Source organism: Desulfovibrio sp., assembly GCF_035644575.1.
GTDB lineage: Bacteria > Desulfobacterota > Desulfovibrionia > Desulfovibrionales > Desulfovibrionaceae > Desulfovibrio.
The window spans coordinates 16,404-38,579 of record NZ_DASQOG010000147.1 but is presented as its reverse complement, the minus strand read 5'-3'; the positions used below and the strand labels follow the sequence as shown (position 1 = coordinate 38,579).

Genomic DNA, 22,176 nt, shown 5'->3' with positions numbered 1-22,176 from the left:
GTTTCAAAAAAGTCTGAAAAGCCCGAACCGTCAAAATTTTTGCCGTTGAACGTGAAATGCACATTCTCAAAGCCCGGTTCGCCCTGAAACTGCTGGCCGTGCTGCCAGTTGGGGCCAAGCTGGTCGTACAGTTTGCGCTTTTCCGGGTCTTTGAGCACTTCATAGGCTTCGTTGATTTCCTTAAACTTCTCCTCTGCCTGCTTGTCGCCGGGATTGAGGTCAGGGTGGTATTTGCGGGCCAGCTTTTTGTAAGCCTTGGAAACCTCCTCGGCTTTCGCTGCGCGCTCTACTCCCAGAAGTTTGTAATAATCCTTGTACGATACTGCCATGATGCGTGCTCCCCGTCGGGTCGTTTCCTTGACGTGCGTCCAGATTACACCTGTTCGCATCGCCTGCCCATAAAAAGTAATGTCGGGCCGCGCATCGTCAATAGGCAAATGCCGTGTTTTTGTCTGGCATTACACGGGACTTTCCATAAATAACAGCAAAAGCCCCCTGCCGCCCGGAGGGGACGGCAGGGGGCTGGCATGACAATGAGAGGGAGGCCTATGGCAGCAGCGGGCCGCGCGAACCGATGGTGTAAAAGTTGCGGCCCACGCGGGAGGCTCCGTTGAGCAGGGTGCTGCTCAGGCCCAGATAGTCCGTTTCGGCGCGCGAGCCAGCAAAGTCTGCGTTGGATGCCGACTCCGCCGACTGGTTGCGCAGGCTCCAGGCCCGCATGTCTTGGGCGTGTGCTCTGCTTTGCCCCTGCTGCTCGGCAGCGAGGGCGTCCAGTTCGCCTTTTTCGGCGGTGTCTAGGGTTTTATCCAGCGTGGAGCCTGCATCTGTCTGCGCTCCTGATGCCCCGGCCTGCGCACGTTGCGCGCCGATGATGCGAGCGGCCTCCTGCCTTTTGGCCTGCGCGGCTTCGTAACCTGCGCGGCGTTCCTGCCGGGCGGCCTCGTCCGCCGCCTGTGCGCTCAGTTCCGCCTGCTGGGCGTTGCGGGCCGCAAGGTCGGACTGGTATTCCGTCTGCTGGCGGCGGCTTTCTGCCTGCTGCACGGCGCTCACGGTTCCGGCTGCGGCACCGGCGAGGGCCACGGCGGCGCTGATCATGGCGGCGGTGCTGGTTGCAATGGCCATTAGCTGTCCTCCTCGATTGTTCCTGCGGCCTTGGCTGGCGCTGGCGGCAGGGTTTTGTGCCAGATGGTTTCCGTGGGCTGCGCACCAAGGCGGCGGTAGAGCGCATGGCAGGGGCGGGACGCAGGCGAGCTGTACTGCACAAGGCCCACGCCGCGTTCCGCTAGGGCTGATTCCGCATGGCGCAGCAGGCGCAGGGCAAACAAGCCGCCGCGTGCCTCAGGGGCAAGATACAGGCCGTCCAAAGCCGCCAGCCGGGTTTGCGGGCGGTGGGGGCAGTCTACCAGTGTAAATGCGGCATAGCCTGCCAGCGGTGCGCTGGAGGTATCGGAGGGTGCACCCTGGTCGGCGTTAGGCAGTCCGCGCGCGGCGCTGATGTGCAGCATGCCCAGCCGTTCAAGGCTGGCATAGCGCTCATGGTCAAGACTGTAGCGCTGTGCGCCGTGCAGGGCGGCTTCCACCTCGTCCCAGTGGGCGGCGGCCAGTTGTTCCGCTTCTGCGGACACCTGCGAAAATGTTTCTGTTGTTATGGTCAGCATGGATTGCTCCTCTTGCCGCATCAGGCAAAGGTTATGTCCAGCGTGAGCGCAAGCACGCGAAAGGGCAGGGGCCGCTGCTGCACCAGCCAGATGCTGGTTTGATTGTCCCAACCTCCGCTGGGAGCGCAGGTGATGTCGCCCGAGAAGGGTTGCACGGCCTCGCCCCAGTGCTCCGGCATAAAGGGCAGGTCATACAGTTCGTTGCGACTGGGGCCGTACTGCCCTCCCACGCTGCGGTACAGGCGCATCGAGCAGGAACCGTAGGCCCTCCCCTGCGCCAGTGTGGTGCCGGAATTGAAGTCTCCCTCCACCGGCAGGGGGGAGAGCACGGATGCATACGGCAGGCCTGCCTGCACCACGGAGGCCGCGTAGGGTAGCTCTATGCGGCCATTACGCACCACGCAGCCCTCCACTGGGCTGCCGTCCGCCAGTACGGAAAGCGCGCAGCCTTCCAGATGGTCCAGGCCTTCCACGGTTGAAGTTGGCGTATCTGTGCGGATGGCAAGGCCGCAATCCACAAAGCAGGCTTCGGCAATGGGTTGGCTGTCGGCCCAGACCGGGGCCAGCCGTTCCAGAAAATAGCGCGTCCGGCCCGCAATGGCACGGCGCACCACAAGGGCCAGCGCATCGCCGTCCTGATCAGCCACGGTTGCCGCAGAGATGACTTCGCCGTCGGTCACATGGCGCGACCAGCCCCAGATGTCGTGCTCCTTCATGTAGGTAAAAGCCAGCAGCAGGCCATCGTCCCGCACGCACCAGATGGTTGAGCCGGGGGTCTGCTGATAGGCCCACTGTTTGATGGTGTGCCCCTCAAACAAGTGCGGCGCAAGAATGGAAAGGTCGTTGCCCGAATAGCCGTCCTTTTCCAGCGAATAGAAAAGATCGCGCACTCGCGAGCCGTGGCGCTGCACATGCAGCACCGAGTTGCCGATGATGATGGGCGCAAGCCCGGCGCTGCCCCAGTAAGACTGGGCGGTGATGCTGATCTTTTGGGGCGTGATGGCCGATCCATCGCCGCCGCTGGCCTTGTATTCGCTGCCGGAGGTGCCCACCAGAAGATCGCCGAAGCTGGCAACCCAGGTTACGGAATCTATGGAGCCGGAGGCGATGAGGTATTCCACCGGATCGTCATCCTGCGAGGGACGCGACTTGCGGAAGGATTCAAAATCTCCCGTGCGCGACATGTAAAATGCTTGCGGCGTGCCGGGGGTGGCCGCAAGCACCATGCGCTGCTGGTGAAAGGCCACCACGCCGGGATTGTTGTTGTCCGCAAATGGATTCCAGTCTTCGCAGGGCGTGTCTGTGGTGTCGGCCTTGTAGTTCTGGTCGCTGAAGCTGGTGCTGGAGGCTACGCCGATAAAGCCGAAGTAGCCCGCTTCCTCGCGGTAAACGTTGTATTCCACAGCGCCCTGCACGGCAGGCCAGTTTATGGTTGTGCTGTTGCCCACCACCCAATCGGAGGGATGCCGCGCCCCTTTGCATTCCCCTGCTGCCGAGGCGAGGGACTGCCTGCCGTTGGCATCTACCGCCGCCACCTTGTAGCGCAGGGTGTAGGAACCGCCGCTGCCAGTAAAGGCAAGCGTAGGCGCGGCGGGGGCGGGCAGGGATGTATTCAGTTTTACCTGTTCCAGGCTCCAGGTATAGTTTCCCCCCGGTGCATCGCGCCGCACTATTTTGTGCAACGGATATTTCTGGTGGGCCAGATACACCACATCGCCCACCTGCGCGTGGCAGAGCGAAAGCAGGTCTTCCGCCGCATAGGGGGTCACCATAACCGGTGCCGTGGTGAATCCGGCAACTGTTGCAACGCGCAGGGTTTTTTCGCCAAAAACCAGAAGAAAATTCTGGCTTGGATGCGCGCTGAAGGTGAAAGGGAGCAAGACGGAATACGCCCCAAGCTCAGCCAGAAAGCGGGTGCCGGGCCGCCGGGCCACATCGCCATGCAGGCCGGGGAGCATGTTTTCCATGCAGGCAACGCAGTTGCGGTAACGGGAAAGATCGTACCGGGCCGAGAGCGTGGGCGATATTTCGCCGCCGGTAAAGTTTTGCAGGGCTATGCGCATGATTGTTCCGTCTGCAAAATGTCAGGAGCATCCGGCCAGGGGGTAGCCTCTCCGCCGCCGTCCCACGGCGCGCCAGGCTGTTCTGGCAGAGCGCGAAGTACGGCCCGGTATGTCTTGACCAGTGTCAGATTGTCCCCGTTGATGGGGTAGTCAGCCAGCAGATACTTATCCGTAGCTGCAAGCCGCACGTCACGGGAGGCGCGCAGGGCTTCAAACATGGTTTTCGTAGGCCGCATCGGTTCTTCCCCGGATTTGTACGGCCTGCCATCCCAGCCGCGCACCACCTCATAATCGACCATGGTGCTGCCGAGGAATGGTTGCGTATCCCACATCTCAATTTCACCAGCGGCATTGCACAGTACATGGCAAGACATTAGTTCGCTCCTTCTGCAAAAACAAAGGCCGTATACGGATTCGTGGGGGCTGTATATTCAACGCGAGCGACATCTCCTTTGCGAACTGGAATAATTAAGCCCAATGTCTGCCCCGCGCCAGAAGACCAAGATAGTTCATCCAAAGCAAAGTTGTTCGTGGATAAGCGTGCATATTGGTTTGCTGCTGTTGACACGCCTGAAAACCTGAACCATCCCGGCGCGGGTGCGGGAGCCGTAGAGCCAGTGGATGCAGGCGTAGTCACAGCAATTATTCTCTGGCTCGGCATTGGATAATTTGCCGCGTTGTTTAATCCAACAGGAGTCAAATTATCCAATGCGACATTAACTTTACCAGCTAATCCTGCCATGTAGTTCGACCAATCGAACACACTGGCGCTGTTCTGCGAGGATGCCAGAACCACAAAATGCCGCAGACGTACCTGTTCATCGAGTACAGTCGTAATGCCATCTTTGAAAACAGCACTCGACAACGAGAGGTCTATACCAAGGCCGCGCCCAGCCGTGTTAGTTCCCCCTGGCGAACTTGCGGCCCACGCACCTTTATAAAAAGGCGCAGTTAACTGAGCTGTCTCTGCAAGTGGAGCGAAGTTTGATGAGCCTACGGCAAACAAGGATATTTCGCCTCTTATATTCGGCAGCCCTGCCTTGATGCTCTTGCCCAGCTCTGCGGCACTTGCTGCCTGAGTCATGGAATCGCCGTCTTTCAGCAGCGGCACTTTGAACTTCTGGGCGTTGGTATCTATGGCAAATTTTGCGCAGTTGCCCGTCAGGGCCACCTGGGCGGCAAAGTCGGCATAGGGGCAGGTGAGCAGTTTGCCGCCCACAAGATACGTGTCGTAAAACGTCCTGAACTGATCTCGCGTGTATTCCGCAGCGTCAGCTGGCACAGCGCCATTGGGCACGTAGCCCTCTGCCGCTGTTATGCTTAACACGCTGCCGATCAGGGTTGTGCTGATGGCTGTGATGCCACTCTCTACTCCATCCAGCCGCGTATCCTGCTGGGTATTTTTTACTTCCGCATTGGCCATGCGGCTGAGCAGGTTGTCCGGCACGGCCTGTTGCGCCGCGTGGGCGGCAGTTTGGGCCGTCTGGGCGTTTGCCGCTGCAATATCCGCCTGCGCAGTGGCGGCGCTCACGCTTGCTTCTGCCGCTTCAGTCACCGTTTGTGCGGCTGTGACTGCGCTTGCCGCTGCGGCAGCGGCGGAATGCGCGGCGGCGGTGGCGTTTTGGGCTGCTGCGTCACGGCTGGCATAGATGGAAGCGACCACTTCTTCCGGCGACTTGTCGCTGGTGGCGGGCATGATGACGGCGCGCGCGAGTTTTTCGTTCAGTTGCTGAAGTTCCGCAGTGGCCTGATCCAGCCCATCTTCTATGACCTGCGGATCAAATCGCGATGCGGATATGAGGTCTATGCCCTGCGCAAAGGGCATGTTGCGCACAATGGCGAGCCGCCAGCCTGCGGGCAGGGGCGCTCCATCGTGCAGATACGTTACAGTGCCGCCGCTCTCGCCGATGCTGGCTGTCCAGCCCTGCGCAGGAGATGTTTCTCCCTTGGGCGATGTGACGCTGATGTTAAGCTGATCTGTGTTCCAGACTTTGAAGGCAAAGGGAAAGGCCGTTGCTGCGCCGTTGCCTTCATATACGGCGCGGCTGGGGCTGTAGGGCAGGGTCATGCCTCGCTCCTTGCGGGTTTTTGCTGTGATTGCGGGTGCACTCAGCGCACGGCAAGCCAGGGGTCTTCCACCGGACGGTCGCTGCGTTCGGACGCGGCGGCGCTGCGGGCTGGCGGCAGACTTGCGGCATAGAGCTGCTCCAGCTCGGTTGCCTTCTGGCTGCTGCCCTTAAGCAGGGGGGCAGCGATGAGAGCCGCCAGCTTGCGGGCCAGCATGTGCGCGAAGAGATCATCAAAAAGGCGGCTGTTGCGCACATCTTCCGTGTAGAGGGCAAGGGCGCGCGCCGCATCGGTGAGCAGCAGCGAGCCATCGCCCGCCGCATTCTGTGCAAGGCAGAATGGGCGGGCCGTAATGCCCTCGTGGCGCACCTCGTGCACCTTGAGGCAGTCATCGGGCAGGGCGTAGGCAAAACGGAATTCCGGCGCGTAGCCTTCGGGCAGCGGCACAAGGGCCATCCATGTTCTGCGTTGGGCAAAGCTCCAGGGAAAATCGCGCAGCACCTGCCGCCGGGCGGAATCCCAATACAGGCGACATTGCAGGGCCTCCGGCGTGTTTTCCTGCTCGGAGGCGACACTGCGCGTCCCCAGAAAGCCCAGTGCGCGGTTCCACACGCTTATCTGGCTGATGGTCATGGCAGTTCCTGTGATGAAGAGGAGAAAAAGCCTCCGGCCTGCCCCGCAGGGGACCGGAGGCTTTACGGTGGCGGGGCGTGCTTTAGCCAGCCATGATGGCGGGCTCGTAGGGCAGGTCTTCCTCCCGCGTGAGGGCGGCAAAGATGCGTCCCTTGCTCACGGTTTTGCCGTCAACAGGCTTGACGGCGAAGGCCAGACGCAACCAGCTTTTGCGCGCGCCCTGGGGTAAAAAACGCAGATATGGGCGTGCCCCAAGGCCGAGGCCGGGAGCTTCCACCGGGTTGGGCACCGTCACCGAAGCGCCGGGAACGGCAGCCCAGGGGCCGTCGGCGTGATCCGCCTCCTCCATGCAGATGGTGAGGCTCTGCATTTCAGCAGGGGCAAAGGCCTCGGTGACGGAAAGCCGCAGGGGCATGGGTTCCATGCGCCCGGGAAGCTTCAGGCCGGTAAGGGCCACAGGCTGTCCCGTGGCGTTTGCGGTAAGGGGGCCTTCAAAAAACACGGAGTTGCGGTCGATAATAGCCATGAAAACTCCTTTGGCGGAATGGTGGAAGAATCGCGAAAACCGGGATGGGGTACTGTGCGGAAGCCCCGGCAAAAGGGCTTCCACGCGTTACAAAGGATTGCGGTTAGGCCACCACGCCTTCGTTGGAGAGCACGGCATCGCACTGGCGCACAGGGCGACCATGCAGCACAGGCACGGCCTTGGAGTCAAAGAACTCGCCGTACTGCAGCTGCACGTTGCCCGCATCGGAGTTCTGCAACTCAAGGGCGGTGAGCACGTCGGCATTGGCGTACCACACGGCCTTCTGGCGCAAGTGCTGGGGCATGAGGTTCTTGGCTTCGATGGTCAGCTTCTGCATATCCACAAAGCCGCTCTGCCCCTTGCGCTTGCCGAGAGAGGCCACGGGCAGGTTGGCGATACGAACGATGCCGCGCCAGTCGCGCACGGCAAGGCCGCAACGCCAGTTGTATTTGTCGCCCACCACCTGATATTTGCGGCCGTCCGGATCCTGGGCCATGTAGGTTTTGAGGTCTTCGTGCGAGAGGCCGCCGTTGCTTTCCTTGGGGTAGACGCCGTGCACCGACTGCGCGCCCCAAGAAACAAGCCACAGGGAGGTGCAGCCGCCCTCGTCGCGCCCGCCCGCATCGAGCACGTTTTTGGCGTCCAGCGCGGGGTAGCGCATGGCAAGGCCGTTGAACTCGTCGGGGTTCAGGTTGCTGTTGCCGTAAAAGAGGGTGGTGGCCACCTTCTGGCGCATTGCCTCGGCAAAGGCCACGCCTTCGCTCATGCGAAAGGCCTTGTCGCGGCTGCCGTAGAGGCGCAGTTCTTCCACGTCCAGCTCCATGATGGCTTCAAGAATACCGCAACCCTCCTTGACCTGGCTCCACTGCGATTTGGAGGGCGGCGTACCCTGGTACAGCCTGCGCCAGTAAACTTCGGGCAGCCCGGTGCGGATACGGGTGAGGTGGCCATCGCTCTGGTTGGATTCCATCCAGAGCACATCGTCCATGATGTCGTTGGTTTTGTTCATCAGTTCAATGATCTGCCCGGCCTTGTCGCCACGGTAGAACTGTTCCATCTCGGCCAGGGACACCACCAAACCCATGGAATTAGCCATAATACCCTCGTCTGTTTGCAGGTTGCTCAAGAAATTTTGTTGCTGGGCGTGTAATTTTCAGTAGTAAAATCAGCGGGTCCCGCTGCGCGAACTCCAGCCCGCGTACATGCGCTCTTCAAGCGGCGGCATGGAGCCCCCCGCCTGTCCCTGCACCAGCCCGTCCTCCATAAGGGCATCGGCAAGGCGGTTGAAAAAGCGCAGCACGTCAGGGTTGTTGCCGTAACCGGTCTGTTCCAGCAGTTGGCCGATGCGCTTGCTCTCATCAAACCGGTCAAGGGCAAGCTGGGCGCGGGCAACAGTGGAGGGCAGTTTTGCGCCGCCGATCTGCGGGTCTTCCGTGGCCTCCTTGCGCCATTTGTTGACCTGCTCCTGCCACTGAAGGCGCTGGCCTGCCTCATGCTCGCGCAAGCGCTGGGCATATGGGTCAGCCTGCGAGTTGGCCTGTTCATTCGCTCGAGCGGGATTGTCTGCGCCAGCGGCAGCCTGTGGCGCTGCGGCGGCAGGGGCGCCGCCTGTCCCTTCATTGCTCTTGTCTGCGCCGGAAAAGCCGGTCGCAGAGGCAAAGGCGTTTTCGGCAGCGGGGGAAGCCTCAGAAGGTGTCGAGATCATGAGCGTCGTTCTCCTTAGTTTGCAGCAGTCTGGGCAAATGCCCGGGGTTTGCCTGTTGCATGAGGCGCATAAGGCGCATGCCGATCATGCGTTGGCCCTCGGCGTAAAAAAGGCGCGAGCTTTGGCAGGATTCGGGCGCATTGCTCACATCCTCTGCGCTGAAATTGCGGCACAGATGCAGCAGCCAGCGCAGCAACACACGGCCCTGAGGCTGGGCCATCAGCCCGTCCACTGCGGCCCGCATGGCGGCATCGAACGTCTGGGCGCAGTGGGTGGTATGCTGCTGCGCCTGATGTTTGGTTTGTTCCTGTTGTTCCGCCTGTTCGTATGGGGCAAAAACATCCATCAGCGATGTTCCTCCGGCTTTGCGCCCTTGGGTTCGTCATGCTGCTCTGCTTGCGCCATTGTCGCCTGTCCTGTCGCCTGTGCCTTTTTCGTATGTTCAGAGCGGGCAATGCCGCCCGGCAGGGCGTTGCGCAGCAGCCGCGTGATGCCGTCCAGCACGCTGCCCTGCTTGCCGTCCGGGCCGGAAAGCGGGCTTTGCGAGAGTTGCCGCACCATATCCACGCCCTTGCCAAGGGCATCTGTTATTGCCTGCGTCTGGGCGGCGTCTGCCCTGGCGGCGCGCAACTGCTGGCGTTCCTCCGGCGAGCGCGTGAGGCTCACGGGCAGGCCCAGACTTTCCGCATAATTATCCAGCAGATGATCCACATTGAGGGTGTCCAGGGCTTCGGGCCATGCGCTGGAAGCCTTGAGGGTCAGGGCCATGTACTGGTCTGCCGCATTGATGCCCACCAGCTTTTGGGCCTGCGCCAACAGGGAGACAAACTCCACCCGCAGGCGGCGGCCTGCCAGCTCGGGCGGGCAGGGGGGCAGCATGTCCAGCTCGCGCATGCACTCGAAGGTGCGGTCCATGAGCGGGATGAACAGTTCATCGTGCAGGCGTTCCAGCACAGGGCCAACAAGCACCAGTTTTTCCTCCTCCCGCGCCGCGATTTCGCTGGCTGTCACGCCGCTGCGGCCGTCAAGGATGAGCTTGAACAGGTCGTTGTACAGCCCTTTGCGTATCTGATCCTGAACCGACTCCATGGCTTTGCGCGCTGTGGCGAGATCGGGGTTTATCTGCAACAGGGGCGTTGCCGCCTGCGGGCTTTGACCCGGCGCGCTGTCCACGTAGTTGACGCCGCCGGGGGTGAGATCAAGCCCCACGGAGCGCAGACCCGCAGCCACGCTCATGGGCGGGTCAACCGCCTTGTGGATGGCCTTGAGCGTGGTGACGCCCATCTGTTGCAGCATGCGGCAGTCGGGCAGGGCGTCCATGGCGGGCGAGCGCCCGTACACATCGTTGCCCGCCACATCCCAGCGTGGGCCAAAGCCCGGGAAGGAGCGAAAGCCCGAAACCTTGAGGGCATGGCGGTTGCCATCGCGTCCTTCCAGCCAGTAGACGGAAGCCACCGGCATGCGGCTTGCGTCTGCCAGCCCGTGCTGCGTGTTTTCACGCGGGTACACGGCCTGAATGACGTTGTGCCGCTCCTCGGGATTGCGGCGCGCCGCCTCGCGCAGGGTTTCGGGCAGGGCCGAAAGGCCGAAAGCCTGAACGATCTGGCGCAGGGTCATGGCGCTGCGGCGGAACACCGTGTCCACCCGCCGCGTTGCATCGCAGTCCAGCGCGTATTCTCCCGCGCAAAGGGGAATAAAGCGGAAGCCGTGCTGCGGGTCGGCCAGCTCAAACACAAAGGCCGTGCCAAAGGTGCCCAGTTCGCCATACATGGTGTGCATGGCATTGTAGAAGTTTGACCGCTGAAACACGGTGCGCATCCGGTTGGCGACTTCGTCCAGCCAGGCCTGACCGGGACGGCTGCGGGCCAGATCGGCATCGTCAAGGCTTAGCCGGAACCACGGCCGTGCCGGGCTGGTGAGACCGCCCTGAAGGCCCGCCGCAAGCGTGCGCATGGCCAGAATGCCGGTGGCATCCACAAGCCCCCGGTTGAGCATGGGGCCTTCTTCCGCCGCGTCCACCTGCGGATTCAAACGGCAGCGCGTGGGCAGAAAGTGGTCTGCCAGGCTTTGCCATGCCGCGTCCCAGGGAGCTCGGCGGCGCAACAGGGCATCATGCCGCCGGGAAAGCGCCTGTACGTCTACAGCATGTTGCGCGGCGCTCTGCGCGGAATTCAGGGGCGCTGACTGCCCCGCAGGTGCAATGCCGTTCCGGATGTGTGCGGTCACGCTACTGCCCCAGCAGGGTTTTGCGCGTTGCATCGGCGCGGTTGAGCGGGCTGGTGTACACAGAGCCGTTGATGCCAGCCGCCTTGGCGGCCTTGTCTTTCTGGTTCTGGCGCGCCGCGGTGGCGGCCTCGGTTACGGGTTTTTCCACTTCTTGTTTGGGAACGGGCGCAACTGCGGGTACATCGGGCGTACCGCCTCCTCCAAATCCCATGACGTGCTCCTTATGTTTAATGATTGCCGTTGGTTGATGCAGTATGATTTCTGACAAGTCCTGCGGTGTGCAGAGCACCAGGACGCCGTCCACCCATGTCTTTTTGCGGGTATGCAGGCATGCGCCGGGCAAGCGCCCGAGCACGCGGAATCCGCAGGCTTCGGCCAGCCGCCACGCGTGTCGGTTTGGGGCCGGGCAAAGCCCCATGACGGCGGAGCAGTCGAGGTTTGCAAAAGCCCAGCTCAAACCCCCGTGCGCCATGGGCACTGCCAGCCGCGCCCATTGACGAAAGGTGGTGAAATCGAACTCCCACACCCGCCCCCTGCGGGGACTGAACATGGCGCAGGCCAGCAATGGGGCCGACTTGGACGCGCAAGCAGAGGCGGCCTCCGGCGGCGGGCCGTAACAGCCCAGCAAGACGCCTCTTTCCGGCGCGGTGATTGCCTGCCACTGGGCCAGCGTGGGCTTATGCAGGGAACTCATTGCGCTGGCTGTGAGGCCCTCGGCTTCCATGCGTTCAAAAACGGCATCGCGGGCGTGTTGATCCACAATGGGGGCGTAGGTAAAGCGCATCAGCGTCCTCCAAAAAAGTCGTAGTCAGTGCGGGCGCGGCGCGCGCCAGAGGCTGTTTCCTGCTGTGGGCGAAAGCCCGTGACGGCGTATCGCAGTGCGTCTGCCGCGTGGCTTGCCCAGTCGTGCAAGGGGCCGGAGCCTGCCTGCGCGGCCTGCGAGCCTTGTGCGCCAGCCTTCCAGCGTCGCCTGTAGGCCCGTAGGGCCTTTACGCCCTGGGCGCAGGCTGCCGCATCAAACCAGAAGCGCGGCAACTGGCGGCGCAGGGCATCTATGCCGTCAGCCAGCGAGAGAGCCGGGGCCAGGGTAAAACGTATGCCCAGTTGGGCGGCGCTTTCCCAGCGGCTCAACCCAGTGCCCAGTTCGCGCACGCGGATGTCGTGCGGGGCAATGTGGCTACCGTAAACAAATCCGCGCCCGGCAATGGTTCCGTCTGTGAGATTGGGGGCCGTTGATTCTGCCGTCTCGGCAGGGCGGGCCTTGGCGGCCAGCACCTGCGCATAGTGCGCCAGCCCCTCGCCGGAAGCTTCGTAGTAGTCGAGGATGCGCCAGCAGCCCGATGGCTCCACCTGAAAAAACCAGATGGCCGTGGCGTCATCCATGCCCAGATCCCAGGCTGTATGCACGGGAAGCTCCGGCGCGTGGGGCAGAGGGCGGATACGCCCCTCGCGTTCTGCTGTATCCAGCAGGGGCGCGTAGTAAGCACCGCGCACGGCCGCTGCAAAAGAACATTCGAATTCCTGAAGATACTCGGCCTCGTCCATGCCCCGGCGCGCCGCTGCCAGCTCCTGCTGCGGCAGATAACCGGTTTCGGAAGCGGGAAAGCGAAAGCGCGACCAGATGCCTTCTTCATCAGCGCCTGCCTGCTGCCATACGTCATAGAGCAGGTTGTCCGTACCTTGCGGCGTACCGCAGAACAGCGCGCGCCCCTGACGGTCGGCCAGCATGGGGCGCAGCACCTGCGTCCATACCTCGCGGGGCATGTCTGCCGGTTCGTCCAGCACCAGATCATCAAGATACAGGCCGCGCAGGGCTTGCGCGTTTTCCGTTCCCAGCAGGCGTATGCGGCCCCCGGTGGGCAGCACGCAGACAAGCTCGCTTTCCAGAAATCGCGTACCGGGCACGGCCCCGGCAAACTGCTTGCAGTAGTCCCAGGCGACCGCCTTGGCCTGCCCCAGAAAGGGCGCGGCATAGGCTGCCCGCCAGTCGTGCTTGCCCACGCGCAAGGCCTGGCGCACCAGATCATTGACTGCCGCTACTGTTTTGCCGAAGCGCCTGTGGCAGAGCAGCACGCAGAAGCGGGTGCGCTCCTCGTGAAAGCGCCACTGCAAAGGGCGGGGGCAGTAGGGGATGATGTGGGGCGCTGGCTGGGACATGGAAAATATCCTTGTTTTTCAGGAGAAACTGTTAGTTGCTTGAGCCGTATTGCGGCAAAAGTTTCTGCACGGGCGGTTTGCCGGATGCGCCCAACGTCTTGGATGACGCCCCCGGTGATGTCCGGGGCGATGTTTTGGGCAAATCTGCGGGCAGCCTGCCGGATGCAGCGCTTGGGGGGCCGCCCCATACAACCACCATCCTGGGCGGGGCATCGGGCGAGGCTTCATCGCGCAGGGAGCGCAGGATTGCGTGCAGCTCCTTTATTTCTTTGACAATATCTATGCTTTTTTCTGCAATATCAGCAGCGCTGAGGGTGCGGGTGAGCAGGTCGAGCCGCTGCTCAAGGCTGTCGAGCAAGGGAGAGTTGCGGCAAGTGCTTTTGCGTTTTGCAGGGGGCATCAGTTGCAGCCTCCCGCAGCATTGGATCCTGTGCGGCAGGCGAAAGCAGCACCACCCTGAGGCACAAGGCGCAGACGGTCTTCCTGCCGCTCAAAGCTGTGCTCAAGCCGCTCAAGCAGCCTGTCCAGACCAGAAATGCGCACATTGAGCGCCTGAATTTCACCGCGCAGGGCCGCCAGCTCGTTGTGCAGGCCTGCCAAGTCAGTGGTATCGGGGGCGATCCGCAGGTTGTCTTCTATGGCGCTGAGTCTGCGGGTGGTTGCGGCCTCACGCCGGGTATCGCGCTGCACGTGCAGCAGGTAGTCCTCCTGCCGCACAAAGGCCCGGCGCAGGCTCCACAAGGCCCAGGCAAACAACCCCTGCACAAGCAAAACAAGCAGGCTTGCCCCTGTGGAAGAAAAAATGTCCATCATTACTGTAACCTCCAGGGCAGTTGACCTGCTCAAAAATAAATGGGCTCAGCGTGTTGGCAGATAGCTGCGAGTATGACCGGCCTAAAATCCCAGCCCCAGCATGCCCAACAGCAAGGTCATGATCTGGTTCAGGGCCGAGGGCGGCAGGTGGTCGCACCAGCCCGGAAAAAGCAGGGGAATAATGATGAGTCTCCCCGCGACCTCCCAGCAGAATAACAGGGAGAGCATCCAGCCGAGGAAGGAGCGCCACAGCCGCAACATGCTTGCGGGCGCGCCGCCCACCTCAGCCTCGTTGATGCGGCTTTGCGCATCGTTCTGTCGGTTGCGGTCGGGCAGTATCTTGCCCACAGCGCCAGTGATCCCGCCCAGCAGATTTCCTAGCAGTGCCCACATGTCAGTTTGCCTCCCGTTCAAGTTCTGCAAGATACTGGGCCAGGGCCTTGACCCTGTTGCGCCAGCCTTCAAGAAACACTTTGAGGGACGGACGGCGGGCAGCCAGATCACGGTAAAAGGCATCGCGCAGGCGCAGTATCTGCCGGGCGGCAAACCACTGGAGGTTGGCCGATTCCAGTGCTTCAGCCAGTTCTGCCGTGCGCGGGCCGGAGATTCCGTCCTCGGCAATGGCCTGGTAGTGGTCGAGCTGTGCTTCGCCAACGGAGTTCATGCCCTGCTGCAACTGGCGCACTGCTCTGGCTGGCCCCATATTGACCGCGCCATCGTACAGGGCCACGGCCAGGGGCAGGGGAAGGGCAGCGCAACCAAGGGCATCCCAGAAGTGCTTTTTAAAGAGCGCGGCGGCCTGCTGCCTGGTACAGGCGCGGATGTCGTCAGCGTCCACATCGCCGTCCATATCCAGATCAAGGCCGTTGTACGTGCAATTGGGGGTGCGTGCGGCAGAACATCCATCGCAGCTTCTGTGCTGTCGCAGGCATTCCTGCCGGGCCTGCTGGGCAAGATCCTGCACCCAGCGCAGGGAAACCCCGTACTTGGTCAGACCGCCTGGATCAGCGGGATGGTCTGTGAGGCCGCCTTCCCATCTGGCGGTGAAAGTATGGGCGGTATCAAACAGATTGGGCATGATGAGGCTCCTTGGCATGGTGTGACCGCAATCAGCGGCGTGAGGAGAACATGCCAAAAAGTCGGGCGCGCGTAAGACTGAAAGGATTCAGTAATGTCAAAAGCGCAGAATGCGTTATTTTTGCAGAATTTTGGCGGAAAATGAGGAGTTTGTGGCAAAAAAAGCCAGCATAAACGCTGGCTTAAATTTTTTAAGGGCAGGCAGGATGTCGCTTTTGGCTTAATTTACAGCGCATTATCTTGCTTCTGGGCAGAAATTTGCGCGGAATCGCCAAGCATCAGCAGAAGTTTGGCCTGCGGGGGAACGGAGCTTTCTTTTTTCAGAATCTGCCATACGCGGCGGTCGGATACGCCGTGACGGCGCGCCAGGCTGGACACTGCAGCCGTGCTGCTTGAGCCGCGCCCAGTGCTGCGTGAAAATCCTTTGACGATCTCATGCTGCCGGAGGCGGGTCACAAGCGCTGTACAGCGGGGTACATACAAGCTTGTGCCGCCAAAGCTCGCCATAAGCTTGCGCAGGCATTTAAGGCCAAGAGTTTTGCGCAGCGGATGCGTTCTGTCCTTGGGCACATTGCGCGGTACACGTATGCATTGCCCGCCAAAGGCGCGCAGCACCCCCCAGAATTGCTTCATATCGTTCAGGGCCCTCCATATCTGACGCGCATTGTCGGGCAAGTGGTTGATAAGTTCCCGCCATTGTTCTTCTGTTTCGGCCATACGCAGGGCATGGCCCCATGCGGGATTATTTTTGCGGCACTTAGGCAAATCACTCTCTGGGGCAGAGGCTTTCGCCGGTGATTTAGCAAGTTCTGGTTGGCTGTTGTCGGACTTTTCCGGGTCAATGGGCCTACTGGTCATGGCGCGTCTCCACAGTTTGGCAGGTGCGCGCGGATATGTTGATTGCGGGCGATTCTGGCGTTGCGGGCGATGTTTGTGAGCAGATGTGGAACTGCGCGGGAAATTCCTGATCCATCTGGCAGGCCAGAAGACGCAGGTGTTCGGTGACGAGGCGCAGTATGGGCTGCTGGATGGCGCACTCGCCAGAGTGTAAGGAATCCAGCACAGCGCTCAGGTTACGGATGTCGTCAGGAAATGCGGACATGCTATGCTCCAGAAATAGGAAATTAAATTTAGTGGGCCGTAAAATAGAAAAATCACTATTTGTGGGGATAGTCAAGGAAAAGTTTTATTTGTAAGAAAAGTTTTAAGACTATGAATTTATTTACATAAATTTAAAAATATGCAGAAAATAATGACTTTTCTCACAATAGATTTAAAAGTTTTCTTTGAAGTTCAAGGAAAACTTGAAATTACCTAAAAACAAATATAGATGTGTACAAACAGCTCGTTTTTTTTATGAAAAAATATGGCTCGTGCTGGTAGGCCCTCTACGGCTCCGGCACTTCAGGGCAGCAAACAACAAGGGAAAAACATGAAGAAAGCACAAGCGCCCCTGGTATCAGCTTTTGGCGCGCGTATGCGTCAGCGTAGGGAAAACTTGGGGTTGCACAAGCAGGTACTGGCAGACACGGTGGGTCTGAGCCTGACGACTATTCAGCAGTATGAGAACGGGCAGATGCCCAAGGGTAGCCATGCCGTGCGGCTTGCCGATGCCCTTGAGTGTTCGCTGGACTGGCTCCTGGCTGGGCGCGGTGATTGCGGCAACGGTATGGTGCACACGCCTGAAGCGCGGCTTATGATGGTTCCCATGGCCGAAGCCCGGCTTTCCGCCGGGACAGGAAGTTTTGAAACTGGCGGCGAGGTGCTGCGTCACTATGCGTTCAGGTGGGATTTTTTGCGGCGCAAGGGCAATCCTGCGCAAATGGTGCTGTTGCGCGTCTCTGGCGACAGCATGCAACCCCGTATTGTGAACAATGACGTGGTGCTGATAGACCAGAGCCAGCGTGAGCCTGTGCCGGGGCGCATATACGCTGTGGGCGTGGAGGATATGGTCTATCTCAAGGTGCTGGATGCCATGCCGGGCAAGCTCATACTTACCAGCATCAACCCGGATTTCGCCCCCATTGAGGCCGATACCAGCGAGCAATTGGGCGGCCTGGTGCGTATCATCGGCAGGGCCGTATGGGTAGGGCGGGAGCTGGACTGAGCCAAGCAGCGCGCATAGGGCCACGGCGGACGCACGCTTTGCTCGTGGCTGGCGTGCAGCATAAGCCATGCGCGGCAGATATCTGCCGCGCGAACACTGCCGGGCATAACACGGCTTGAGCCTTATGGTCGGGGCAACTACGGGGCTGCGATGGGATAGCCTGCTGTCAGTTCTTGAGGGCTACGCTGGGTGCGGCGATTTTGTCCATGTCGTGTTCGCAGGCAAGGTTGCGGTTCCATGCGCGGATGGCTGCTCCCTGCGACACCGACCATTGCTGCGAGGTTTGCCCGCAAGAACAGACAACGCGCCATACCTCCTGCCTGCGACCAGGGGGAAGCATGGATTCCAGATGGACATTGGTGCCGCCGCATGCAAGGCAAGGGCGTATGGTGTGCGGATCAAGCTCTTTCATATATGCTACCATACCAGTTTTAAACCGGCATCACAAGGACTGCGTCTGTTAATGAAGAGCACCTGTGTGAAAGACGCAGCAGAGAAATATTTTTTTTACAGGATGGGGCATTCTTAACGTTTTGCTGACATACATATTTGCAATGTAAGTCCGCACGCGACATGTGGCGCGTTGCATTTTTTTTTAGCACCTTTCTGGAGGAAATATGCGTTATCTGCTCGTTATGATCATGTCCCTCATGCTTGCCGCCCCGGCCTTTGCCGCCAACACCACCGATGCTCCTGCTGCTCCTCACGCTGCCCGCAAGGCCAAGAGCGTGACAAAAGTCGCTCCGGTCGATACGGTAGCCAAGGCATTGGCCGCTGCCAATAAAACCCCTGTGTCCCTTACCGGCACCATCGTGGAACCTGTGCAGGGCAAGAAAAACCGCTACGTCTTTGAAGACGGCACTGGCCGCATGACCGTGGCCCTTGGCAAAAAGGCCGCCGCTGCCGCGCACATTGAAGCGCAGAGCAAGGTTCACCTGACCGGCGTCATGGTGGTCAAGGCTGGCAAAGAAGCCGTGATGGCCGTGCGTAAGGCTGAAATACAGCAGTAAACCGCGAAATTGCGGAAATTTCCCGATGTCCGCAGGCTGCGCCACAGTGCGCGGGCATCGGGAACTGCTTTTAAAATACCTTCTGTCTCCTGCCTTCACTCCCACAGTACATTAATCCACCCGGCGGCGCAGCCCGGCCTTTCTGGAGAACAGCATGCAAACAGTGCGCCCCGCCCAGTATCTTTTTTTTCTGCTCCTTGCGTTCAGCCTTGTGATCTCTATGGAATCAACCCCGGCCGCAGCGGGTTTTGAAGGGCCAGGCGTTGCCGCCACAGTAACGCGGGCCGTTGACGTGCTGGGCGCGCAGGATGATGCGCCGTGCGTTCTTGAGGGGCATCTGGTGGAAAAACTGCCCCGCCGCAAGCACCGCTATCTGTTTGAGGATCACAGCGGCCAGGTTGTTGTGGAAATCGACAACAAGATTTTTGAGCAACTGACGATCACGCCCAAGGACAAGGTGCGCCTGCAGGGCCATGTGGACTGGAACCGCAAGCGCCCCAATGAGGTGGAAGTGGATTCCATATCCGTCATGGGCCCCATAACGCCAAAGGATCTGCCTGAAACAGCGGCTCCGGCGCAAAAAACTGGCCCCGCAAGGCGCTGACAATGGCCGTTGCCCTTTTGCTTGTGGAGGACAACGAGGATATTCTCGCCAACCTCTATGCCTTTCTGGAGCCGCAGGGCTATGAGCTTGACTGCGCGCGCAACGGCAGAACTGGCCTTGCCATGGCGCTTGAGCAGCACTTTGACTGTATTGTGCTGGACATAATGCTGCCCGGCATTGACGGCATAAGCCTGTGCCGCGAGCTGCGCGACAAGCACCACAAACACACCCCCATTATTATGCTCACAGCCAGGGATGCCGTGGCTGACCGGGTGCAGGGGCTTGAAGCCGGGGCTGACGATTACCTCGTCAAACCCTTTGCCCTCAAGGAGCTTGAAGCCCGCATACGTGCCCTGCTGCGCCGTGGGCGCATGTCTTCCGGCAATAGCGCCGATGGCGGGGCTGTGTGGACATACGCGGATCTGACGTTTAATTCGGGCGAGCACTGGGCCGAGCGGCAAGGCCGCCGCCTGCGGCTGAGCCCCACGGGTTTTCGTATTCTTGATGAACTGATGCGTGTTGCGCCCGGCCTTGTGCGGCGCGAAGACCTGGAGCATGCCCTCTGGGGGGACGACCCGCCGGAAGGCAGCGCCTTGCGCACCCATATTCATGAGTTGCGGCGCGAACTGGACAAACCCTTTGCCGAACCTTTGTTGCACACCGTGCCGCATGTGGGCTACCGTCTGAGCACCGACCCCGGAGACAATGACTGATGCCCCGGCCAGAACCACCGCTTGCAGGCAGCTACGCAGCTGTACCCCGCCGCAGAACCAGCATCCGCCGTCGTCTGCTGGCGGCTTTTGTGTTTCTGGCCCTGATCATGAGCGCGGCCTTGGGCATCGTGGGGCGGCTCTCCTTTGATTCGCTGGCAACCTATCTTGTGGGCTGGCACGCAAGGCCCGTGATGGAAGCCTTTATTGAGGCTGAAAAGCGCGCCTGGGAAGCCGAAGACAACGGCGGCGGCAATCTGTATTACGGCGAAGACCTTGCCGTGGTCATGCACTGGCGCTTTCTTGTGGGCAAGCAGGTGCCGCAGCAGTGGCAGGAGATGCCGGACGGCCTGCACTTCATCAGCCACATGGAAGAATTTATTCTCATTGAGCGCAGGGATGACGTCATCTATGTGCTCAATGGCGGCACTGGCGCCTTTTTGGCCCTGAAACAGCGTCTGAACCGTATTTTGCTGCTCTGCGCCGTCAGCGGCCTTGCGTTGGCGGTTGTGCTGGCTGTGGTGCTGAGCCGCCGCCTCACTGGGCCGCTGAGCAGGCTCACCACTGCGGTGGAAAGCCGTCCCCCGGAACGTATGCATGCTCACGCGCAGGAAGCGCCGGACGGTATGCCCCCCATCCCGCTGACCGGGCTTGATGACGAGGTGGGCGTATTGGCGCGGGCCATTGCTGCGCGCGAAGAAGCCCTGCAACGGTTTGTTCTGCGCGAAAGCAACTTCACGGGTGATGTGAGCCATGAACTGCGTACGCCGCTAACCGTTATGCAGGGCGGCCTTGAAATTCTTGAACTGCAACTGCAAAGGCTGCCGCAGGCTGAAAACCTCGCCCCGGTGGTGCAGCGGCTGTTGCGCACCACGGCTCGTATGTCCAATACTGTGCGCACATTGCTGATGCTGGCTCGTCGCCCAGAAGAAATAGAATTTCAAACGCTGGATTGTAGCGCTTTGCTGTGGGGAATCGTGCGGGAAATGGAAGGGGACGGCCTGCTGCATTGCTCTTCTGCTCCTGAGCACTTTCGCGATTCCTTTCCTGATATTGCCCCTGAGGTGTCTTCTGGCCATTCCGAAGTGCCTTCCCAGCCTTCTGTTTCAGGCAGTATTGCGGATCCCTGCGAACCTGTCATGGTTGCAGCGCCGCGCCACACTGGCAAAAACGCGGCCGGGCGAGGCCCGGAACGGCGCTCGCCTGTGGCCTTGCAAGCTGATATTGCCGCCACGGTGCATGCCCGTGGGCAAAAAGAACTGGCGGCGATCGTGTTTAACAATCTGCTGGACAATGCCTGCCAGTATACTGAAAATGGGCGCGCCAGTGTTTTCCTTTGCCAGGGAGAGCTGCTTGTTCGCAATCGCGGGTATATTCCCCCCGGCGTTGATATTTTTGCCAGGGGGGTGCGCTGTACCCAAAAAGCAGTCAGCGGCAGTGGACTTGGTCTTTCGCTGGCGCTCAGAGCCTGCGAAAGACTCGGCTGGCGGCTTGATATGGCTTCAGATCCGGCAGACGGCGAAGCTGTCTTTCGTGTAGTATTTCCTCCGATATCTCAGGGAGTTGACATATAATGCCCGGTCTTCAATCTCGGCAGAGCATGGCCTCTGCTTTTGGCTTGTTTTCTGGCAAGCGCCGATGGGTGCTGCTTTTGCTGCTGGTAGTGGTGGCGCTGCTGTGCTGGCGTCTGTTTTTCAGCGGCAATCAGGCGCGCCGCGGCATGGGCATGGATACGCCGCCGGTGCGGGTTGCTGCCGCCCTCGCTCAGGATGTTCCCCATTTTCTCAATGGCTTGGGCACGGTGCTGCCCTCAAGTGATGTGCTCGTGACCAGCCGTGTGGACGGCCAGTTGCAGCGCCTGCACTTCAAGGAAGGCCAACGGGTCAAGGCTGGCGACTTGCTGGCGGAGATCGACCCCAGACCTTTTCAGGCCTCGCTGGATCAGGCGCGCGGAACTCTTGCCAAGGATCAGGCCCAGCTGGACAATGCCCGCAAGGATCTGGCGCGCTATGCCAAGCTTGCGCAGGGCAATTTTATTGCGACACAGCAGTTTGAAACCCAGCGCGCCCTTGTGCGTCAGTATGAGGGCACGGTAGAGGCCGACAAGGCCGCCGTGGATTCCGCCGCTCTCCAGTTGAGCTACAGCCGCATCACGGCCCCCACATCGGGTCGCCTGGGCCTGCGCAATGTGGATGAAGGCAACATGATAAAGGCCTCGGACACCTCCGGTATTGTACGCATTACCGAGGTCAGCCCCTGTGATGTCGTGTTCACCCTGCCGGAAAGTCAGGTGCCTCTGGTCGTACAGGCCCTGCGCGCCCACGAGGATGACGTGGATCGCCGCCCCTTGCCTGTTCAGGCCTGGGACAGGGAGCAGAAGCGTCTGCTTGATGTGGGCGGGCTGCTTTCGCTGGACAACCAGATTGATCTTTCCACCGGCACGGTAAAGCTCAAGGCACGCTTTCCCAATACGGAAGGAGCCTTGTACCCCAACCAGTTCGTCAACGCCCGTTTGCAGGTGCGCGTTCTTAAAAATGCCGTCACAGTTCCCACCTCGGCGGTGCAGCTGGGGTCGCGCGGGGCTTACGTCTATGTGGCGGCCAAGAACGGCAAGGGGCAGGATGCCGTAACGGTGCGGTCTGTAACCCCCGGCATTGCCACAGACGCCCTGACAGTTATTGATAAGGGCCTTGAACCGGGCGAACAGGTGGTGGTGGACGGCCTTGACCGTCTGCGCGATGGCATTGAAGTGAAAATTGCGGCCTCCGCAGAAACACCCAAGGCACAGCCTGCGGAATAGCAGCCCGGCTTTGCCGGAAT

Annotated in this window: 27 protein-coding genes; 6 read left to right on the top strand and 21 right to left on the bottom strand. The window is 60.6% G+C overall.

Annotated features, from left to right (window positions below):
• The 20 genes from VEZ52_RS08520 to VEZ52_RS08425 all read right to left on the bottom strand — a co-directional run.
• The coding region (locus VEZ52_RS08520) for a DnaJ domain-containing protein (protein WP_324836446.1) at positions 1 to 329 on the bottom strand (329 nt) is incomplete at its 3' end.
• Between the two features lie 217 nt (positions 330 to 546).
• Positions 547 to 1,122, bottom strand: coding sequence for a hypothetical protein (locus tag VEZ52_RS08515; RefSeq protein WP_324836445.1), 576 nt, complete (start codon positions 1,120 to 1,122; stop codon positions 547 to 549).
• A complete protein-coding gene (locus tag VEZ52_RS08510) occupies positions 1,122 to 1,658 on the bottom strand; it encodes a GNAT family N-acetyltransferase (RefSeq protein WP_324836444.1) in 537 nt (178 codons plus the stop codon). Before VEZ52_RS08510 ends, VEZ52_RS08515 begins: the two co-directional genes overlap by 1 nt.
• A gap of 20 nt (positions 1,659 to 1,678) precedes the next feature.
• On the bottom strand, positions 1,679 to 3,721 hold the full coding sequence (locus VEZ52_RS08505) for a hypothetical protein (RefSeq protein ID WP_324836443.1): 2,043 nt from the start codon (positions 3,719 to 3,721) through the stop codon (positions 1,679 to 1,681).
• A complete protein-coding gene (locus VEZ52_RS08500; protein WP_324836441.1) occupies positions 3,712 to 4,095 on the bottom strand; it encodes a phage tail assembly chaperone in 384 nt (127 codons plus the stop codon). Before VEZ52_RS08500 ends, VEZ52_RS08505 begins: the two co-directional genes overlap by 10 nt.
• Positions 4,095 to 5,789 (bottom strand): hypothetical protein, encoded by a 1,695-nt coding sequence (locus VEZ52_RS08495; RefSeq protein ID WP_324836440.1) that lies wholly within the window; start codon positions 5,787 to 5,789, stop codon positions 4,095 to 4,097. The genes VEZ52_RS08500 and VEZ52_RS08495 overlap by 1 nt, the downstream gene beginning before the upstream one ends.
• 41 nt (positions 5,790 to 5,830) lie before the next feature.
• Positions 5,831 to 6,421 (bottom strand): hypothetical protein, encoded by a 591-nt coding sequence (locus VEZ52_RS08490; RefSeq protein ID WP_227118732.1) that lies wholly within the window; start codon positions 6,419 to 6,421, stop codon positions 5,831 to 5,833.
• 82 nt (positions 6,422 to 6,503) lie between these two features.
• Positions 6,504 to 6,947 carry a hypothetical protein gene (locus VEZ52_RS08485; RefSeq protein ID WP_324836439.1) on the bottom strand — a complete coding sequence of 148 codons (444 nt, stop codon included), beginning with the start codon at positions 6,945 to 6,947 and terminating at the stop codon, positions 6,504 to 6,506.
• 103 nt (positions 6,948 to 7,050) lie between these two features.
• Entirely contained in the window at positions 7,051 to 8,043 is a 993-nt protein-coding gene (locus VEZ52_RS08480) for a major capsid protein (protein ID WP_324836438.1), read from the bottom strand.
• 69 nt (positions 8,044 to 8,112) lie between these two features.
• On the bottom strand, positions 8,113 to 8,652 hold the full coding sequence (locus tag VEZ52_RS08475) for a hypothetical protein (RefSeq protein WP_324836437.1): 540 nt from the start codon (positions 8,650 to 8,652) through the stop codon (positions 8,113 to 8,115).
• The gene (locus tag VEZ52_RS08470; protein ID WP_324836436.1) at positions 8,633 to 8,998 is read right to left on the bottom strand and encodes a hypothetical protein; all 366 of its coding nucleotides are present in this window, start codon (positions 8,996 to 8,998) and stop codon (positions 8,633 to 8,635) included. Before VEZ52_RS08470 ends, VEZ52_RS08475 begins: the two co-directional genes overlap by 20 nt.
• Positions 8,998 to 10,878: a portal protein gene (locus VEZ52_RS08465; RefSeq protein ID WP_324836435.1), complete on the bottom strand. Its 1,881-nt coding sequence runs from the start codon at positions 10,876 to 10,878 to the stop codon at positions 8,998 to 9,000. The genes VEZ52_RS08470 and VEZ52_RS08465 overlap by 1 nt, the downstream gene beginning before the upstream one ends.
• A gap of 1 nt (position 10,879) precedes the next feature.
• Complete coding sequence (locus VEZ52_RS08460; protein WP_324836434.1) at positions 10,880 to 11,662, bottom strand: GNAT family protein; 783 nt, start codon at positions 11,660 to 11,662, stop codon at positions 10,880 to 10,882.
• Entirely contained in the window at positions 11,662 to 13,035 is a 1,374-nt protein-coding gene (locus VEZ52_RS08455) for a terminase large subunit domain-containing protein (protein ID WP_324836433.1), read from the bottom strand. Before VEZ52_RS08455 ends, VEZ52_RS08460 begins: the two co-directional genes overlap by 1 nt.
• 31 nt (positions 13,036 to 13,066) lie before the next feature.
• The gene (locus VEZ52_RS08450; protein WP_324836432.1) at positions 13,067 to 13,435 is read right to left on the bottom strand and encodes a hypothetical protein; all 369 of its coding nucleotides are present in this window, start codon (positions 13,433 to 13,435) and stop codon (positions 13,067 to 13,069) included.
• A complete protein-coding gene (locus VEZ52_RS08445; protein ID WP_324836431.1) occupies positions 13,435 to 13,848 on the bottom strand; it encodes a DUF2730 family protein in 414 nt (137 codons plus the stop codon). The genes VEZ52_RS08450 and VEZ52_RS08445 overlap by 1 nt, the downstream gene beginning before the upstream one ends.
• Before the next feature lie 81 nt (positions 13,849 to 13,929).
• On the bottom strand, positions 13,930 to 14,241 hold the full coding sequence (locus VEZ52_RS08440; RefSeq protein ID WP_022658116.1) for a hypothetical protein: 312 nt from the start codon (positions 14,239 to 14,241) through the stop codon (positions 13,930 to 13,932).
• A gap of 1 nt (position 14,242) precedes the next feature.
• On the bottom strand, positions 14,243 to 14,926 hold the full coding sequence (locus tag VEZ52_RS08435) for a glycoside hydrolase family 108 protein (protein ID WP_324836430.1): 684 nt from the start codon (positions 14,924 to 14,926) through the stop codon (positions 14,243 to 14,245).
• A gap of 224 nt (positions 14,927 to 15,150) precedes the next feature.
• On the bottom strand, positions 15,151 to 15,783 hold the full coding sequence (locus VEZ52_RS08430; RefSeq protein WP_324836429.1) for a Mor transcription activator family protein: 633 nt from the start codon (positions 15,781 to 15,783) through the stop codon (positions 15,151 to 15,153).
• Positions 15,773 to 16,027 carry a hypothetical protein gene (locus tag VEZ52_RS08425; protein ID WP_324836428.1) on the bottom strand — a complete coding sequence of 85 codons (255 nt, stop codon included), beginning with the start codon at positions 16,025 to 16,027 and terminating at the stop codon, positions 15,773 to 15,775. The genes VEZ52_RS08430 and VEZ52_RS08425 overlap by 11 nt, the downstream gene beginning before the upstream one ends.
• Positions 16,028 to 16,357: 330 nt before the next feature.
• Between VEZ52_RS08425 and VEZ52_RS08420 the strand changes: the two genes are divergently transcribed.
• Positions 16,358 to 17,032 (top strand): S24 family peptidase, encoded by a 675-nt coding sequence (locus tag VEZ52_RS08420; RefSeq protein WP_022658120.1) that lies wholly within the window; start codon positions 16,358 to 16,360, stop codon positions 17,030 to 17,032.
• Between the two features lie 166 nt (positions 17,033 to 17,198).
• Here the strand turns inward: VEZ52_RS08420 and VEZ52_RS08415 are convergent, their stop codons facing one another.
• Positions 17,199 to 17,444, bottom strand: a complete 246-nt coding sequence (locus tag VEZ52_RS08415) for a hypothetical protein (RefSeq protein ID WP_324836427.1) — start codon at positions 17,442 to 17,444, stop codon at positions 17,199 to 17,201.
• A 205-nt stretch (positions 17,445 to 17,649) separates the two neighbouring features.
• On the opposite strand from VEZ52_RS08415, the gene VEZ52_RS08410 reads away from it, so the two are divergent.
• The 5 genes from VEZ52_RS08410 to VEZ52_RS08390 all read left to right on the top strand — a co-directional run bounded on the left by VEZ52_RS08410 (position 17,650) and on the right by VEZ52_RS08390 (position 22,156).
• Positions 17,650 to 18,042 (top strand): NirD/YgiW/YdeI family stress tolerance protein, encoded by a 393-nt coding sequence (locus VEZ52_RS08410; RefSeq protein WP_324836426.1) that lies wholly within the window; start codon positions 17,650 to 17,652, stop codon positions 18,040 to 18,042.
• A 154-nt stretch (positions 18,043 to 18,196) separates the two neighbouring features.
• Entirely contained in the window at positions 18,197 to 18,646 is a 450-nt protein-coding gene (locus tag VEZ52_RS08405) for a NirD/YgiW/YdeI family stress tolerance protein (protein WP_324836425.1), read from the top strand.
• A 2-nt stretch (positions 18,647 to 18,648) separates the two neighbouring features.
• Complete coding sequence (locus VEZ52_RS08400; protein ID WP_324836424.1) at positions 18,649 to 19,359, top strand: response regulator transcription factor; 711 nt, start codon at positions 18,649 to 18,651, stop codon at positions 19,357 to 19,359.
• Positions 19,359 to 20,930 carry a HAMP domain-containing sensor histidine kinase gene (locus tag VEZ52_RS08395; RefSeq protein ID WP_324836423.1) on the top strand — a complete coding sequence of 524 codons (1,572 nt, stop codon included), beginning with the start codon at positions 19,359 to 19,361 and terminating at the stop codon, positions 20,928 to 20,930. The genes VEZ52_RS08400 and VEZ52_RS08395 overlap by 1 nt, the downstream gene beginning before the upstream one ends.
• Positions 20,930 to 22,156, top strand: a complete 1,227-nt coding sequence (locus VEZ52_RS08390; protein WP_324836422.1) for an MdtA/MuxA family multidrug efflux RND transporter periplasmic adaptor subunit — start codon at positions 20,930 to 20,932, stop codon at positions 22,154 to 22,156. The genes VEZ52_RS08395 and VEZ52_RS08390 overlap by 1 nt, the downstream gene beginning before the upstream one ends.
• Positions 22,157 to 22,176: the final 20 nt, after the last annotated feature.